This is a genomic window from Paraburkholderia sp. 31.1 (genome assembly GCF_014397645.1).
GTDB lineage: Bacteria > Pseudomonadota > Gammaproteobacteria > Burkholderiales > Burkholderiaceae > Paraburkholderia > Paraburkholderia tuberum.
On sequence record NZ_VZQN01000003.1, the window covers coordinates 183,530 to 198,241 of the forward strand.

General features: G+C 60.6%; 14 protein-coding genes and 1 pseudogene. 10 read left to right on the forward strand and 5 right to left on the reverse strand.

What is annotated here, in order from left to right; translation table 11 throughout:
* Nucleotides 1–129 precede the first annotated feature (129 nt).
* The 3 genes from F6X37_RS03115 to F6X37_RS03125 all read right to left on the reverse strand — a co-directional run bounded on the left by F6X37_RS03115 (nucleotide 130) and on the right by F6X37_RS03125 (nucleotide 2,825).
* On the reverse strand, nucleotides 130–1,068 hold the full coding sequence (locus F6X37_RS03115) for an ABC transporter permease (RefSeq protein ID WP_090805964.1): 939 nt from the start codon (nucleotides 1,066–1,068) through the stop codon (nucleotides 130–132).
* A 113-nt stretch (nucleotides 1,069–1,181) separates the two neighbouring features.
* Nucleotides 1,182–1,922: an ATP-binding cassette domain-containing protein gene (locus tag F6X37_RS03120; RefSeq protein WP_184067230.1), complete on the reverse strand. Its 741-nt coding sequence runs from the start codon at nucleotides 1,920–1,922 to the stop codon at nucleotides 1,182–1,184.
* Nucleotides 1,923–2,390: 468 nt separating this feature from the next.
* Entirely contained in the window at nucleotides 2,391–2,825 is a 435-nt protein-coding gene (locus tag F6X37_RS03125; protein ID WP_187610307.1) for a MarR family winged helix-turn-helix transcriptional regulator, read from the reverse strand.
* A gap of 472 nt (nucleotides 2,826–3,297) precedes the next feature.
* Between F6X37_RS03125 and F6X37_RS03130 the strand changes: the two genes are divergently transcribed.
* Together F6X37_RS03130 and F6X37_RS03135 are read left to right on the forward strand one after the other, a co-directional pair.
* Nucleotides 3,298–5,232: a chloride channel protein gene (locus F6X37_RS03130; RefSeq protein ID WP_187610268.1), complete on the forward strand. Its 1,935-nt coding sequence runs from the start codon at nucleotides 3,298–3,300 to the stop codon at nucleotides 5,230–5,232.
* Nucleotides 5,216–5,470: a hypothetical protein gene (locus tag F6X37_RS03135; RefSeq protein WP_187610269.1), complete on the forward strand. Its 255-nt coding sequence runs from the start codon at nucleotides 5,216–5,218 to the stop codon at nucleotides 5,468–5,470. Before F6X37_RS03130 ends, F6X37_RS03135 begins: the two co-directional genes overlap by 17 nt.
* A gap of 28 nt (nucleotides 5,471–5,498) precedes the next feature.
* On the opposite strand, the gene pal is transcribed toward F6X37_RS03135, so the two are convergent.
* Together pal and F6X37_RS03145 are read right to left on the reverse strand one after the other, a co-directional pair.
* On the reverse strand, nucleotides 5,499–5,996 hold the full coding sequence (pal, locus tag F6X37_RS03140; RefSeq protein WP_187610270.1) for a peptidoglycan-associated lipoprotein Pal: 498 nt from the start codon (nucleotides 5,994–5,996) through the stop codon (nucleotides 5,499–5,501).
* A gap of 352 nt (nucleotides 5,997–6,348) precedes the next feature.
* A complete protein-coding gene (locus F6X37_RS03145) occupies nucleotides 6,349–6,627 on the reverse strand; it encodes a hypothetical protein (RefSeq protein ID WP_187610271.1) in 279 nt (92 codons plus the stop codon).
* Between the two features lie 53 nt (nucleotides 6,628–6,680).
* Here F6X37_RS03145 and F6X37_RS37840 point away from each other — a divergent pair.
* From F6X37_RS37840 to F6X37_RS03180, 8 genes and pseudogenes are all read left to right on the forward strand, one after another.
* A pseudogene (locus F6X37_RS37840) lies at nucleotides 6,681–6,828 on the forward strand (chloride channel protein); the annotation flags it as partial.
* Nucleotides 6,829–7,144: 316 nt separating this feature from the next.
* Nucleotides 7,145–7,531: a hypothetical protein gene (locus F6X37_RS03150; RefSeq protein WP_187610272.1), complete on the forward strand. Its 387-nt coding sequence runs from the start codon at nucleotides 7,145–7,147 to the stop codon at nucleotides 7,529–7,531.
* A gap of 530 nt (nucleotides 7,532–8,061) precedes the next feature.
* Nucleotides 8,062–9,318, forward strand: a complete 1,257-nt coding sequence (locus F6X37_RS03155) for an ABC transporter substrate-binding protein (RefSeq protein WP_187610273.1) — start codon at nucleotides 8,062–8,064, stop codon at nucleotides 9,316–9,318.
* 116 nt (nucleotides 9,319–9,434) lie between these two features.
* Entirely contained in the window at nucleotides 9,435–10,304 is an 870-nt protein-coding gene (locus F6X37_RS03160) for a branched-chain amino acid ABC transporter permease (protein ID WP_187610274.1), read from the forward strand.
* Between the two features lie 53 nt (nucleotides 10,305–10,357).
* Nucleotides 10,358–11,251, forward strand: coding sequence for a branched-chain amino acid ABC transporter permease (locus tag F6X37_RS03165; RefSeq protein WP_262419786.1), 894 nt, complete (start codon nucleotides 10,358–10,360; stop codon nucleotides 11,249–11,251).
* Complete coding sequence (locus tag F6X37_RS03170) at nucleotides 11,248–11,997, forward strand: ABC transporter ATP-binding protein (protein ID WP_187610276.1); 750 nt, start codon at nucleotides 11,248–11,250, stop codon at nucleotides 11,995–11,997. Before F6X37_RS03165 ends, F6X37_RS03170 begins: the two co-directional genes overlap by 4 nt.
* Nucleotides 11,994–12,722, forward strand: coding sequence for an ABC transporter ATP-binding protein (locus tag F6X37_RS03175; RefSeq protein WP_090805950.1), 729 nt, complete (start codon nucleotides 11,994–11,996; stop codon nucleotides 12,720–12,722). The genes F6X37_RS03170 and F6X37_RS03175 overlap by 4 nt, the downstream gene beginning before the upstream one ends.
* Before the next feature lie 244 nt (nucleotides 12,723–12,966).
* Complete coding sequence (locus tag F6X37_RS03180) at nucleotides 12,967–14,568, forward strand: APC family permease (protein WP_187610277.1); 1,602 nt, start codon at nucleotides 12,967–12,969, stop codon at nucleotides 14,566–14,568.
* The last annotated feature ends 144 nt before the right edge of the window (nucleotides 14,569–14,712 follow it).

Consider the following 14,712-nt stretch of genomic DNA (forward strand, 5'->3'; position numbering starts at 1 on the left):
CGGAACTCGGCCTTGGAGCGGATCCTCGCGGTCTTGTGAACCCATGCGTGCGGCAGTTCCGCGCCTGATCCGGCCGCACCCGCTTCCCGCGGCACCGGCCGGGAAGCGGCCGGCGCGTCCAACGACATTTCAATCTCCTTGCCGCTCGCCACCGAGCCTGTTAAAAAGCACCGCGACGACGATGAAGCTGCCGACGACCGTGCCCTGCCAGAACGCGTCGACGCCGAGCAGGATCAGGCTGTTGCGGATGACCTCGATGAGCGCCGCGCCGACGATCGTGCCGAAGGCGCTGCCAACCCCGCCGATCAGATTGGTCCCGCCGACCACGGTAGCAGCGATCACGCGCAGTTCGTCGCCGGTGCCGAGGCCTGTCGTCACCGCGCCTAGCCAGCCGACTTCGAGAATCGCCGCGACGCCCGCCATGAGGCCGCAGAGCATGTAGACGGAACAAACGATGCGGCGCACCGGTACGCCGGTGAGAGTCGCCGCATGACGGTTGCCGCCGATCGCGAACACATAGCGGCCCCAGCGCGTCCAGCCGAACGCGAACCAGAACAACAGCCCAAGCAGGATCAGGAACCACACCGGATTGGCGACGCCGAGCGTCGCGCCGCCGCCGAGCGCGAGGAGCTTGCTCCCGTCGGGGCCGAAATCGAAAATGGTCCGGCTGCGGGAGATCACGAGTGCGAGGCTGCGGCCGACGCTCAGCATGGCGAGCGTCACGACGAAAGGCTGCATGCCGAGATACGCGATGAGCAAGCCGTTGACGAGGCCGACCAGCCCGGCGGTCAGTAGTCCCATGCCGATACCGGCCCAGATCGGGTAGCCCGCGTTCATGACGACCGAGAGCACGATACCGCTGATGCCGATCGTCGAGCCAACCGAAATGTCGATGCCGCCCGTGACGATCACCGCCATCATTCCCAGCGCCACGATGGCGACGAAGGCGAAGTTTCGCGTAACGTTGAAAAGATTCTCGGAGGTCGCGAAGGTCGAGGTCGCGAAAGACAGGGCGATACAGGCGACGATCGTTGCCAGCACGACCCAGAACACCTGGCTTGCGAGCATTCCCGACCAGCGAGTATGCGTCCTCGCGGACTGTGGATCATCGAGCAATGGCGGGGTTGTAGGGGGCCTTCGCGGCGCGTCGTTCAATGTGGTGGCTCCGATGCGAGGCAGTTTCAGGCAGCGGCGATGGCGCCGGTGATCAGTCCGGTCACTTCTTCCGGGGAGGACTCTTCGGTCTTCTTGTCGGCGACCTTGCGCCCGCGCCGCATGACAACCACCCGGTGGGCAACGGCGAATACGTCAGGCATGCGGTGGCTGATGAGGATGACGGCGATACCGTGTTCGGACAGGCGTCTGATGAGATCCAGCACCTCGACGACCTGGCGCACACTGATCGAGGCGGTCGGCTCGTCCATGAGGACGAGCCTTGCTTCCGAGAGGCGTGTGCGGGCGATGGCCACCGCCTGCCGCTGTCCCCCCGACATTTGCCTGACGAGGTCGCGCGGGCGCGTCTCGGACTTCAGTGCCTTGAACAGTTCACCCGCACGCCGATACATGGTCGCGTGATCGAGCACGCGGATAGGCCCGAACCCGACCCGCGGTTCGCGGCCAAGGAAAACGTTGGCGGCTGCCGTCAGGTTGTCGCAGAGCGCGAGATCCTGATAGACGACTTCGATGCCGCGCGCGCGCGCGTCGACCGGCTTGTTGAAATGCACGGGATTTCCATCGATGAGAATTTCGCCGTGCGAAGGTGGAAAGTTGCCGGCGACGACCTTCACCAAAGTCGATTTCCCGGCCCCGTTATCGCCCATGAGCCCCACGACCTGACCTGACTCCAGACTGAGCGTCACGTCGGTCAGGGCCTGAATGGCGCCGAAATGCCTGGAAACGCCTCTGAGCTCAAGAAGACTCATGGACAGTCGTGCTCGCTGGAGTGGGGGCGTCCATGGCATTGGCCGGACGGCCAGTAGACACGCGAAGGAAGTAAATATTTTTTAGCGCACGATAGGGCATTTAGCAAGGCACTTTGGCCAGCTGTCGAACGTGCCGCCGAATCGGAAGGCGCGTGCATTGCTGCTCCGCACGAAGCGGCGAGCGGTGGCCGCTGAGGGGCGTCGAGCCACTCGTGTCCATCGGAAAATGTCATCCAGCGGACTTCGCGCCACAGGCGCCGCTCCTGGCATGACAAGTACGATCGCCCCAATTAAGCCAGGCCTGAAAGCTTCTGGCGCGTCCGTGCGAGGGTAATCACCCATTAGCCCAAGCGGTCTTGGATGTCTTGAGAATGGGTCGTACGGACACGGACTAAAGGGCTGGCACGCAGAGATCGTCGCTGGCGCGCCGGCCGTCGACGAACGCTCATCCCTGGCGCCGCTGCATGATCACCAATCTGGCGATTTGGCCGCTCCGCCAACCAGTGGTGTCTGTTGAACCTGAAACTGCCCCAGCGCCCAACCGAATGACTCGATTTCCCGCTTGTGCAGCATCGCGAGCTTCAACAGGCACCGATCGCCTTTTTCCGTCAGGTGGACCTGCACGAGTCGCCGGTCGGAAGCGTCGGGGCGACGCTCGACGAGCCCGGCGGCTTCGCAGCGGGACACGAGCGCCGCGGTGCCGTTGGGCGCTGCCTGCAACCGTTCAGCCAGTTCGCCGATACTGGCCCAGGAGCGCTCGGGAAATCCCCTGACGTGAAGGAGCATCTGATATTGCAGAGGCGTGACTCCTTCGGCGTGAGTAATTTCTTCCGAATACCGCAGGAACCTGCGTAACTGGTAACGGAATGCGGACATGGCTTCGAGATCCTGCTTGTTGGGCATGCCGACCCGGATGTGCGGTGATGTTTGCTTCACTTTGCTACCTGTCTCGTTCGGAACATGGACCAGGCGCCTGAAACCGGATTCTCTGCAGCCTTGCTGAAATCCTGTTGCTCTATCGCAAGGCGCACCGGCAATGCGGCGTGACGGGGTGACAGCGCAAAATCGTATCAGATGGATTGCGTGCCCGCGCCGGATCTGGATGCGGTGAACGGTGGGTGTTCCGTATCGCCACGACCATCAAGGTTGGTGAACACGCGTTGATAGGACTATAGTGCATGGCACGGCATGACATGATTGCCGAGGCCTGTCTACCCGGTCGCACCGACCGATTCAGGCGGGCGGTGCGATGTTCGATCATCCCCCAAGACCGCTCGGCTTCTTTCTGCGTGGACCTTGTATTGCGTGCATGGGACCGCTCGAGGCTCCCGCGCCGAACGATGACGCGGTGTTGTCATGCGAGGAGAAGCGGGATATGGCCCCCACGAAGCTCGACGGCAAGCAAGGAGATTCGGCGCCTCCTGAAAACGCGCAAGAAGTCGTGAAGCCGCTCGACCTCTATCGCATGAGCATGCTGGGGTTCTGCCTCGGGATCGTGACCGGTTTTGGCGCGGTCGTGTTCAGGATGCTGATCGGCACTATCCATAATGCGGCGTTTCTCGGACGCCTTTCGCCGCTCTACGACGCGAGCCAGTTTACCCCGCCGTCGCCGTGGGGCGCATGGGTGATTCTTGTGCCGGTAGCAGGCGGCTTCGTGGTCACGTGGCTGGTAAGCCGCTTCGCACCGGAAGCAAAAGGGCATGGCGTGCCAGAAGTGATGGACGCGATCTATTTCGGGGGCGGCGTGATCCGTCCGGTCGTGGCGGTCGTCAAGTCGCTCGCATCGGCGATCGCGATCGGCACCGGCGCGGCGGTGGGCCGGGAAGGTCCGATCATCCAGATCGGTTCTGCACTGGGCTCGACGCTGGGTCAGTGGCTGCGGATGCCCGCCAGTCAGCGGATCATTCTCGTTGCGAGCGGCGCGGGGGCCGGCATTGCCGCGACGTTCAATACGCCGATCGGCGGCGTACTGTTCGCGACCGAGCTGATGATGCCGGAAATCAGCGTGGGGACTTTTCTGCCCGTCGCACTGGCAACGGGCACCGCGACATTCGTGGGACGGCTGTTCTTGGGCGGAGCAGCGGCTTTCCTGGTTCCCCCTCAGCTCGGAGCGCTCGATAACCATCTCGCGAGCGGCTTCACGCTGCTGCTTTACGCGCTGCTCGGGGTCGTGGCCGGTGTGGCGGCCGCCTTGCTGATTCGCGGATTGCACTGGGCGGAGGACGCCTTCGATCGCGTTCCGGGGCGTTTTGCGCGCCACGCGCTCGGCATGCTGTTCGTCGGCGTAATGATGTATCTGCTGATGCGCTACGCAGGCCACTACTACGTGGAAGGCGTGGGCTACGCAACGATCCAGGCGACGCTCAATGAACAGTTGCAAGGTGGCCTGTTCCTGCTGCTGCTTGCGCTGTGCAAGATGGCCGCGACGTCGGTTAGCCTCGGCTCCGGCTCGTCGGGCGGCGTGTTCTCGCCGTCGCTGTTCATCGGCGCGACGTTGGGCGCCGCGCTGGCGTCCCTGTTCCATCTGCTGGTGCCGGCCGCTCCGGTCAGCGTGCCTGCATTCGCGATGGTCGGCATGGGGGCGGTGGTCGCGGGCGGCACGGGTGCCGCGATGACGGCAGTGGCGATGATCTTCGAAATGACGCGCGATTACGACATCGTGCTGCCGATGATACTTGCGGTTGCGTTCAGCATCGGCACCCGCCGGCTCCTCTCGCGCGAGACGATCTACACGATGAAACTCGTCAGGCGCGGTCATGTCATTCCAGATGCGTTGCACGCCAATATGTTTCTCGTGCAGAACGCGGGGGCGATCATGGAGGCCGACATACTGGTGCTCGACGCGGAGGTCCCGTTTCGCGATCTCCTCGATCGCATGGGCGTCGCGCCGTTCCGGCACATCGTCGTCACGAAGGCAGGCATGCTGTACGGCGTGCTGCGCATCAACACCGGCCTGCGCCGCGCGGTCAGCCATGACAATCCGACGGTCACGATCGGGCAACTCGCGAATCGCAACTTCATCGTCGTGAAGCGATCCGATGCGGCGTTCGAAGTGATCAGCGAACTCCGGCAGCGCCGCGCGGTGATGGCGGTGGTCCTCGTCGATGCCGCTGTCGATGGCGCGTTCGACGTGTCCGGCGTGATTGCGAAGGAGCATATTGCGGACGCCGTCGCCCGTAGTATCGATATTTTCCAGCCCCGGGCTCGCGGAAGGACCGCCACGTCGATGCAATCCGTGCGCGTCAACGACGCTTCGTATGCCGTGCACGGCAGGGGTCTCAAGGTGAGCGACCGTGAAGCTGAAAACTGAGTGGCGGACGTTGCGCGAGCGGCTCAAGGCCGCAGCGCACCTTGCGGATGCCGGGAGCACACGGGAAGACCGTTCGCCCGACGCAACCCCCGACCCGCGCGAGTGGGTGATCGTCTATCGGACCGAGCGCGGGTTCTGCTGCATGTACCAGGGCGAGCCGGTCGAATTCGACGAGATGCTGGACGTGCAGATATGGTCGGAGGAAGAGGACGTGCGGCTCTGGTACTTCGGGCTTTGAACTGGTCCGCGCGTCGTGCGCTGCGCGATTAGCGGTACACCAGGTCGGCGCGGCGATTCTGCGACCACGACGCCTCGTCGTGCCCCAGCGCAACCGGTTTTTCTTTGCCCAGGCTGACGGCTTCCAGTTGCGTCCCGGGCACGCCAAGCGTTTTCAACTCACGCATAACGGCCTGCGAGCGCCGCTCGCCCAGGGCGAGATTGTATTCGGTGGTGCCGCGCTCGTCGGTGTTGCCCTGTATCAGCACATGCTGGGACGGATGCCGGCGCAGATAGTCCGCATGTGCCTGGAGTAGCGCCTGATAGTCATCCCTGACCGTATAGCTGTCGAAATCGAAATAGATGCTTCGCTTTGCAAGCGGACTGTTGGGATTGTTCAGTTCGTCGATCGTCGAGGGACTGGTACTGAGCGCCGACGCATTGGCAGCCTGGCCGCTCGACGTGACCGTTTGCGGCGTTTTCGTTTCATGACATCCGGCGAGCAGCGCGAGCATCACGAACGTGAGCCGGATCGTGCATTTTTTCATTCTGTCTCCCAGAAAAGTGACGACGTGGAGCAGGGCAGTACGTCGAGGGAAGCGACGTCTTGAAGTCTATGTGGCGTTTGCGTGGTGTGCCTCCGTATTTTCCCAGGCGATGCCGCCATCGGAGCCGCCGCCGTTATCTCGCGAAGGTCATCTGAATGAACTCCTGCCGTGTTCCCCCTTCCTGGTTTTACGAAAAAGGTGCAGGAATCGCTTGAATAAATGTCACAACGTGCTTATCCTAAGGGCTAGTGGTGTGGGACCTGGCGTGCCGATATTGCATGTTATGGCGTATGGTCCGGCAGCAAGCCCACTCGTTTTCAGGCGACAGAAGGCGATTCCCCTCCGCCCAGCTTCACGGCTGGGCTTTTTTTTCGTTGATCCCTATCTGACGTTGAAACCGTCTGCCACTTTCTTCCGCATCCTGGACAGAAGAACGCTGCAACATGTTCGGCGGCTTTGGTTCCACTATGGAATCTTCTGGGTGGGCCCGTTGGTCACCGCTCTCGTCGCAGTGCTGGAAGCGCATCTGATTGATGCAGATTGTGACATATTGCGGCGTGCCGACGATCCACGTCGGCGCATCGCTGATGCTTAACCTGCGGCACTTCCATCCCGCGCGATTTCGGACCATCCGCTACTCGCCGTCGCGGTGCTGCTGATCGGCGTCATCTCCGGGTTGGCAAGGCTTTCGTGATTGTCATCGCGATGATCAATAGGGACGCACTGGTCATTCGCTATGGCGACCGCGCTGATTGCCAGCCGCATTTCGAGGTTTTTTGCGCCACCACTTTACGACGCACGGGCGGAGCGTTACAGATATATCGGCATGTAGTACTGGATTTCGGATGGGCAGCTTTGAGGCGAGCGTTGCCTTGCGACATCCGTACAATGAAGTTGTTCGTGGCATATGCGCTGAGTTTGCGCAAATTGTCGGCCAGATGGCTGGACAAGGCATGCGCGGCCGCTGCAGGGCCACATCCGATCATCGAGGGTGAGCACCGGGTGCGGGATCCATTGGTGCGCTGCACTCGCAGATAGGGAGTAAACACAGATTTATTTGGCAGAGGCCACCCGCTATCATGCAGCGACTGTGCCGTGAGGCGGCAAGTTGCAAACGTCTGAATTCTGAAGTGATACAGCGATCATTCATGAAGTCTGCGCCAGACTCATCAAAACTCCTTCGCAAGCTCACCAAGGCCGTGCTGTTGGTCGCGACAGCCATGTGCGGTAGCGTGAACGCGATGACAGGTGATCGGATGCTGGAAGAGTTAGTGCCGCTGGATTCCTCTGGTCCATGGGCCAAGATGAGGTCTTCGAGCAGAGGCTCGACCTCTGAGGCAGTATCCTCTCCAACGACACCATGGTATCCGGAGCGCGCCGATCCGTATTCCCGGTCTTCTTTGGCGGACATATCGCTGGCAGCGCACGGCGAAATCCTGGCGTTTGACGATGCATACACGCCGTCACGTAATGCGTTTGGCGCAGGAAGTTTCGCACTCAGCGCGTTGGGTTTCGGGGCTTCGAGCCTCGATTAATCATCTCAATCGCGGTAGCGAGGGCCGTGGCTGGTCTTGCCTGATTGTGGAGGGGAACTCACCCATTCGAAATCGGCCATCTCTGTAACGGATGCCGCGCACGAAACGCCGATGTGGTCCCACAATTTCGCGTTCGCTTTGGCGCAATCTTTGACAACCGGATCGGTTGCGAGCGCGACCACTGCCTACGATGCTGCCAGATCTCCCAACACCCGGCGCGAGCATCGGAGTTGTTCCAGATGCCTCATGGAGGAAGGGTTCTTCAGAGTGGAGGTTTTCCCGAGTCTCTTTCATGCGCATTCCGGGACATTTACTGAAGCGCTTTACCCGCGCACCGCGCCGGTGTGCGTTGAATCACCGCGATAGACCGGCTGGCACTCAGAGGTTTCGTTACATCTCATGGAATTATGTCATATCGTGCACTAACATTTGATATGCGTTGGAAATCCGAAGCGTAGAAATCGGAACCAGCTTTCCCAGGAGGAGAGCGCGAGCATTGCTCGGACGTGTCCATTCTGTGGGAGACCGAAATGGGAAGACTATCGACCGCGGGCCGACGGCATCGCCGGCTCGTACTGAAGGCTGCTGCCGCAGCCGGAATTGCGCAGATCGGCGCACCCTTCATCATCAAGGCGCGCGGAGAGGTTCCAATCAAATTCGGGCTCGACGACCCGTTGACAGGTACCTACGCCGAACTCGGCAAGAACGAGCAAATGGGTTGCGAATACGCGATCGATCAGATCAATGCGCGCGGGGGCATATTGGGTCGTCCGGTTCAGCTCATCGTGGAGGATTCCACCAGCGCCGATACTGGCGCTGCCGTACAGAAGGCGCGCAAGCTGATCGAACGTGACAAGGTGGACTTCCTGCTTGGCAATGTCAACTCGGCTATGGCGCTTGCGATCGGGCAGGTTTCAAACGAATTGAAAACACTGCATATCGTGACGGGTGGGCATACCGACGCCGTGACCGGTACAGATTGTCACTGGAACGTCTTTCGGGTCTGCAATACGACGAGGATGGAAACCAACTCGGTATCGAAGGTCCTGTTCGACCGGTACGGAAAAAAATGGTTTTTCATCACCCCCGATTACGCATTTGGCCACACCTTGCAACTCGGCTTCGAGGCGAGCCTGAAGAAGTTCGGAGGGGTGGAGGCTGGAGCCGCGTTGGCGCCGCTTGGCACCACCGACTATTCGTCATATTTGATCAAGGCGCAGGCTGCCGATCCTGACGTCATCCTGTTTCTTACCGCAGGTCAGGATGCTGTCAATTCGCTTAAGCAGGCGGTGCAGTTCGGCCTTAACAAGCGTTTCCACATCGCCGGGGCGCAGCAGGAACTGGAGGTGCTCGAGGGCTTGCCGCCGGATGCGCGAATCGGTACGTGGGTATTCGAATGGTACTGGGACCAGCCCAACGTACCCCACGTAGCGGAATACGTGGCCGGCATCCGTAAGAAGGCCGGGAGAGTGCCGACTGCCAGACACTGGTTCGGGCACGTCGCTGTCAATAGCGTTGCACTCGTCGCTAATCAGGAGAAGACGCTTGACGCGGTGAAACTGGCGCGGGCGCTCGAAGGCTTCAAGTTGCCGCCGGATGTAGGGCTGATGCCGGACACACCGTTCTATCGGGCCGGCAACCATCAGCTCATGCCGGATCTCTATGTGGGACATGCGGTAGCGCAGGGACCTAGACCTGATGATCTATTCCACGTCGATCAGCTGGTAAAGGGCATCGACGCGGCGCTGCCGGTCAGCGAAACCGGCTGCCGTCTCAGATGGGCATGACCGGTTCGGGGAGCCAGACAGGGGGCTGAGTGCCTAATGATGTCGCGCTGCCGCAACTGCCGCGCGACCGATGAGCCGGGACATCGGAAGCGGACGTCGGCAGCACAGGTAACGGTATGACGCAACTGATCCTGTTCAACGTATTCAACGGTATCGTCATTGGCGCGTTTTACGCGCTAATGGCGCTTGGCCTGTCGCTGATCCTGAATCTGAGCGGTGTCATCAACTTCGCGCACGGCGGATTCCTGGCAATTGGCGCTTACCTCGCCTACACGATCATGCCGTATGTCGGCTTTTGGGCGGCGCTTGTTATTGCACCCTTGCTGACCGCTGCTCTCGGACTGCTGATCGAGCGGGTACTGATTCGCCCGCTGTATGGAAGAGATCCCCTATACAGTCTGCTGCTCACGTTCGGGCTCGCGTTTCTGCTGCAGGACGGTAGCCGCTATATCTGGGGGCCTCAGACATTGCCATACCAGATTCCGGACGCGCTGAACCGGCCATTGACGTCCTCGTTCTTCTTTCTAACGGGCTATCGTGTGTTCATGGTCGTTCTGGTTGTGATCGTCGTGGCGGCGCTCTTCATGTTCCTGAAGTTCACTCGATCCGGCATTCGTATCCGCGCTGGCGTCGGAGACCTCGAAACGGTCGCGACACTGGGCGTGAATGTACGGTGGCTTCGCAGCATGAATTTCGGCCTCGGCATCTTTCTCGCGGGGCTGGCTGGCGTACTGGCAGCCGGCATGCTCGGACTGCAACCGACCATCGGTGATTCGCTCATCATGCCGAGTTTCGTTGCGATCATCGTCGGGGGACTGGGCAGCCTGCCGGGTACGCTGCTCGGCGGCATTCTCATTGGCGTCGCTTCTGGCCTGACTTCTGTCTTTTTCCCGTCCGCGACCGAGGCGGTGATTTACGTCCTGATGGGTCTAGTGCTGCTCGTACGTCCGCGCGGACTGCTGGGTGAGGAAGGGAGGGTCCAGTGAGATCATCACTGCAACTCGCGGGGGATGCGGCGGTCTGGCTGGCGCTCGCAGCCATGCCGTACTGGATCACCTGGCTCGGCGGCTATACGGCACTTGGTACACGCGTAGTAGTAATGGCATTGGCGGCGATGGCGCTCAATTTTCTACTCGGTTTTACTGGCGTGTTGTCGTTCGGTCACGCGGCATATTTTGGTCTCGGCGCGTATGGCGTTGGTATGACGATCCGTTATCTGGTGCCGAATACGCCGCTTGGTATCGTCATTGGGGTCGCGGCCGGCACGCTGGCGGCGGCGCTCATCGGCGCGCTGATTGCCAGGCTTCGGGGCGTCTATTTCGCGATGGCGACGATCGCATTCGGCCAGGTGTTCTACTTCGTCGCCTTTCGCTGGAACGCCGTGACTGGCGGCGACGATGGACTCTCCGGATGGCATCGCATGCCTCTCCACTTTGGCCAGCAGAGAATCGACATTCTTGGCAACAGCACCGTGTTTTACTATTTCGTTCTGCTTTGCTTTGCCGTGTCGGTTGCCGTCATGACTGCGCTGTTGCGCTCTCCGTTTGGCCGTACGCTTCTGGCGATACGCGAGAACGAAAAGCGGGCGCGCTTCCTGGGGCTGCCGGTGGAGCAGCATATCTGGCTGTCGTTCGTGATCTCCTGCTTTTTCGTGAGTTTTGCCGGTACCTTGTACGCGCTGCTCAATAACTTCGCCGATCCGCATGATCTGCGGTGGGACCAGTCAGGCGATTTTGTGATCATGGCCGTGCTGGGGGGAATGCGCTCGTTGTGGGGACCGCTGATCGGCGCGGCCGTCTTCGTGCTGGTTCAGGATTACATCTCCACACGGACTGAGAACTGGATGTCGTTTATCGGCCTGCTGTTCATCCTCGTCGTTCTGTTCTTTCCCCGTGGCGTGCTGGGCATCCGGACGGGCGGGGTGCGTTCATGAGCCTGCTCGTAGTCGATCACGTATCTCACCGGTTCGGCAATCTTCGCGCGGTTAGCGATGTTTGCCTGACTGTGGAAGCCGGTGAGCTTCGCGCGGTAATTGGGCCTAACGGTGCAGGAAAGACGACGTTCTTCAATCTGATCAGTGGGTTCTTTCCGCCTACGTCGGGGCGTATCGTGTTCGACGGACGCGACGTGACCCGGCTTGCGCCTCATCGCCGCGTTGCCATGGGAATGGCGCGGACTTTCCAGATTACGGAAGTTTTTCCTGAGTTGTCCGTTCGCGATAATCTGCGGATTCCGGTCGAACTTCGGGCCGGGCACAGGCTCTCGCCGTGGCTATCGAGGGCGGCGCGCACGACCGTCAACCAGCGGCTGGAAGAATTGCTCGTGCTCGGCGGACTCGAGCAGCGTGCGCGCCGGTTGGTGGGTGAACTGTCGCTTGGCGACCAGCGAGCCACGGAAATCATCATGTCGCTCGCACTCGAACCCAGGCTCCTGCTCCTCGACGAACCGACTGCGGGGATGGGAGATCAGGAAACCTACGACGTGACGCGACTGATACGACGCCTGCACCGCGATCGATCGCTGACGATGATTCTGATCGAGCACGACATGCGCGTCATCTTCCAACTGGCACAGCGCATCATGGTGCTCGCCGAAGGCAGGATTCTGGCAGAAGGAACGCCGGAAGAAATCACCGGCAATCAAGCCGTGCAAGCAGCCTATCTGGGAACAGCAAAATGAGTGCCCTGGTTGCCGAGGGACTGCAGACCTGGTACGGCAAGAGCCACATTCTGCATGGCGTATCGGTGGACGTTGACGACGGCCAGATTGTCGCCCTGGTAGGGCGCAACGGCGCCGGCAAGACGACAACCATGCGAAGCCTGATGGGATTGACCCGGCCACGCGCGGGAAGGGTGAGCATTCTAGGCCGCGAAACGACCGGCTGGCCGCCAGACCGGGTCGCGTCGCTCGGTGTCGGATATGTGCCCGAGGGTAGGCGCATATTCGCGGGTCTCAGCGTGGAAGAAAATCTGCTTGTGCCCAACGGGCGCACCGGTCCTTGGACGATCGCACGTGTGTTTGAGCTTTTTCCCCGGTTACGCGAGCGTCGGAACAGCAAGGGCCGGCAACTCTCCGGAGGGGAGCAGGAAATGCTCGCGATCGCACGCGGCCTGCTGCTCAACCCACGCGTACTGCTTCTCGATGAGCCGTCTCAAGGTCTCGCACCGCTGATGGTGCGGGAAGTGTTTGATGTTATCGTCAGAATGCGCGCCGAAGGCATGTCGGTGCTTCTGGTTGAGCAGAACGTTCGAGCGGCTGTCGAGATTGCCGACGCGGCTTGCGTGCTGGACGATGGTCGGGTCGTTTTTTCCGGATCCGCGCGAGAACTTGCGCGCGACGAAGCTCGTGTTCGTACTCTGGCCGGGGCCAGTGCGAGCGATTGGCGCATGCTCGACGATGCTTGAATCGCATGAAGCCATGCCACGAATATGAAATGGCACAGTGTGAACTAACGCTCGTCGAAGCGCACAGGCATTTCCAAGCCCTTTAATTGTTGCTTCGGCTCACGGCGGGAATTTTATCGCCGTCTTTGCGGTCGAAGCGTTCAGGGTGAGCCGTTCATGTATGACGGTGCGCGGATGCGCACCGCCTCTTTCGCGCAACGCCGGTTCAAAGCCGAACTTCGGGGCAGGCGCAAGGAGACCAGAAATGAGCACGATTTCCGACCTGACGCTATCGGGCAAACTGCGTCGCGATGCTGGGATAGTGGGGTTGCTGTTCGCAAGCACCACTAGCATGATTGGTTCAGGGTGGCTGTTCGGCGCCTACCATGCATCGAGAATAGCCGGTCCGTTGAGCATAGGCAGTTGGGCGCTTGGCGCTGTCATCATCATGCTGATTGCGCTATGTTTCGCGGAGCTTGCCGCCGTTTTTCCTCGTAGTGGGGCGCTGGTTCATATGAGCCACGCGAGCCATGGCGACGGACTTGGAAGGTTGTGGTGCTGGCTGCTCTTCCTCGCCTATGTCCCGGTGCCTGCAGTCGAAGCCGAAGCAATCGTCACTTATGCAAGCAACTATCTGCCATGGCTGATCCGTCCTGGCTCCGCCGGGGTGCTGAGTTTGGCGGGCTTCTTCGTGTGCGCCGGTTTGCTCGGAATCACCGCGCTGCTGAATCTGATGGTGATCAGATGGCTGCTCAACGTCAATTCAACCATTACGTGGTGGAAAATTCTGGTGCCGATACTGACCATCGTCGGCTTGATGGCAGCGAGCACCCACTGGGATGTCGTGCGTGCAGCGCCTGACACCTACAAGCTCTCCGGCATGTTCACGGCACTTCCCGCAGCAGGTATCGTTTTCAGCTATTTGGGCTTCCGTACTGCGATCGACCTCGGCGGCGAAACGGCCAATCCACATCGCGACATTCCGCTAGCCGTGATTGGCTCGGTCGTGCTCGCTGCAGTGGTTTACATCATGTTGCAAGTGGCCTTTATCTGGGCGCTGTCGCCGGTCGATCTCGCGCACGGATGGGCACACCTCAGCTTCAAGGGGGAAATGGGACCGTTCGCTGGACTTGCCGCGACGCTCGGGCTCGGCTGGATGGCGACGCTTCTCTATATCGACGCCTATATATCGCCTGGAGGCACGGGGCTGATGTATGTAACCGGCGGATCGCGCGTCCTCTTTGCTACGGGCGAAATGGAGGCAGGTCCCCGCGTGCTGACAAAGCTGAACCGCAACAAGGTGCCATGGCTGGCGGTTCTCGTGATGTGGGTGGTTGGCACCATTTTCCTGCTGCCGTTTCCTGCATGGCAGAAGATGGTCGACTACATTACGTCGGTTACGGTGCTGACATATGGTCTTGGTCCGGTCGCGTTGCTGGTGTTGCGCCGTAACCTTCCGGAACTGCATCGTCCATTTCGCATGTGGGCCGCGCCCGTGCTGGCGCCAGTCGCATTTATCTGCAGCAACCTCGTAATATATTGGACTGGCTTTGCAACGAACACCTTTCTGTTTGCGCTGGTGGCGATCGGTTTCGTACTCTACGCGGCGTACTACCACATCGTCTTGCGCAAAGCGGCGAAAGACTTCGGCTGGAACAACATTGCGTGGCTGTTGCCATGGTTTGGGGGCATCTGGTTATTGTCGTGGCTCGGCGGCGTCGGTGGCGGACTCGGTGTGATCGGATTCGGTTGGGACATTCTTCTAGTGGCGCTCTGGAGCGTGATCGTGATGAGGCTCGCAATGCGCTGCGCGTTGGGCGTCGAGCAGACGCGAGCAATGATGGAGCGAATGGACGCGACGAGTTGACTGGCAACGCCATCGTTCAGCGAGGGAGGGGTCAACGGAAGCTCTATCCGTTAGCGGGGCGCTTGAAGGGACTACCCGAGTACCCGCCTGAACTGCAAGCCAGACTTCCAACGGTGAGATCTGGTCAGGGAGTCGCGCTCATGT

What these genes read in the sequence shown, in the direction of transcription:
- F6X37_RS03160 (WP_187610274.1), top strand. Translation starts at nt 9,435, where the DNA reads ATGACGCAACTGATCCTGTTCAACGTATTCAACGGTATCGTCATTGGC.
- F6X37_RS03175 (WP_090805950.1), top strand. Translation starts at nt 11,994, where the DNA reads ATGAGTGCCCTGGTTGCCGAGGGACTGCAGACCTGGTACGGCAAGAGC.
- F6X37_RS03170 (WP_187610276.1), top strand. Translation starts at nt 11,248, where the DNA reads ATGAGCCTGCTCGTAGTCGATCACGTATCTCACCGGTTCGGCAATCTT.
- pal (WP_187610270.1), bottom strand. Translation starts at nt 5,996, where the DNA reads ATGAAAAAATGCACGATCCGGCTCACGTTCGTGATGCTCGCGCTGCTC.
- F6X37_RS03130 (WP_187610268.1), top strand. Translation starts at nt 3,298, where the DNA reads ATGGCCCCCACGAAGCTCGACGGCAAGCAAGGAGATTCGGCGCCTCCT.
- F6X37_RS03150 (WP_187610272.1), top strand. Translation starts at nt 7,145, where the DNA reads ATGAAGTCTGCGCCAGACTCATCAAAACTCCTTCGCAAGCTCACCAAG.
- F6X37_RS03165 (WP_262419786.1), top strand. Translation starts at nt 10,358, where the DNA reads ATGCCGTACTGGATCACCTGGCTCGGCGGCTATACGGCACTTGGTACA.
- F6X37_RS03125 (WP_187610307.1), bottom strand. Translation starts at nt 2,825, where the DNA reads ATGCCCAACAAGCAGGATCTCGAAGCCATGTCCGCATTCCGTTACCAG.
- F6X37_RS03145 (WP_187610271.1), bottom strand. Translation starts at nt 6,627, where the DNA reads ATGGTCCGAAATCGCGCGGGATGGAAGTGCCGCAGGTTAAGCATCAGC.
- F6X37_RS03180 (WP_187610277.1), top strand. Translation starts at nt 12,967, where the DNA reads ATGAGCACGATTTCCGACCTGACGCTATCGGGCAAACTGCGTCGCGAT.
- F6X37_RS03120 (WP_184067230.1), bottom strand. Translation starts at nt 1,922, where the DNA reads ATGAGTCTTCTTGAGCTCAGAGGCGTTTCCAGGCATTTCGGCGCCATT.
- F6X37_RS03115 (WP_090805964.1), bottom strand. Translation starts at nt 1,068, where the DNA reads ATGCTCGCAAGCCAGGTGTTCTGGGTCGTGCTGGCAACGATCGTCGCC.
- F6X37_RS03155 (WP_187610273.1), top strand. Translation starts at nt 8,062, where the DNA reads ATGGGAAGACTATCGACCGCGGGCCGACGGCATCGCCGGCTCGTACTG.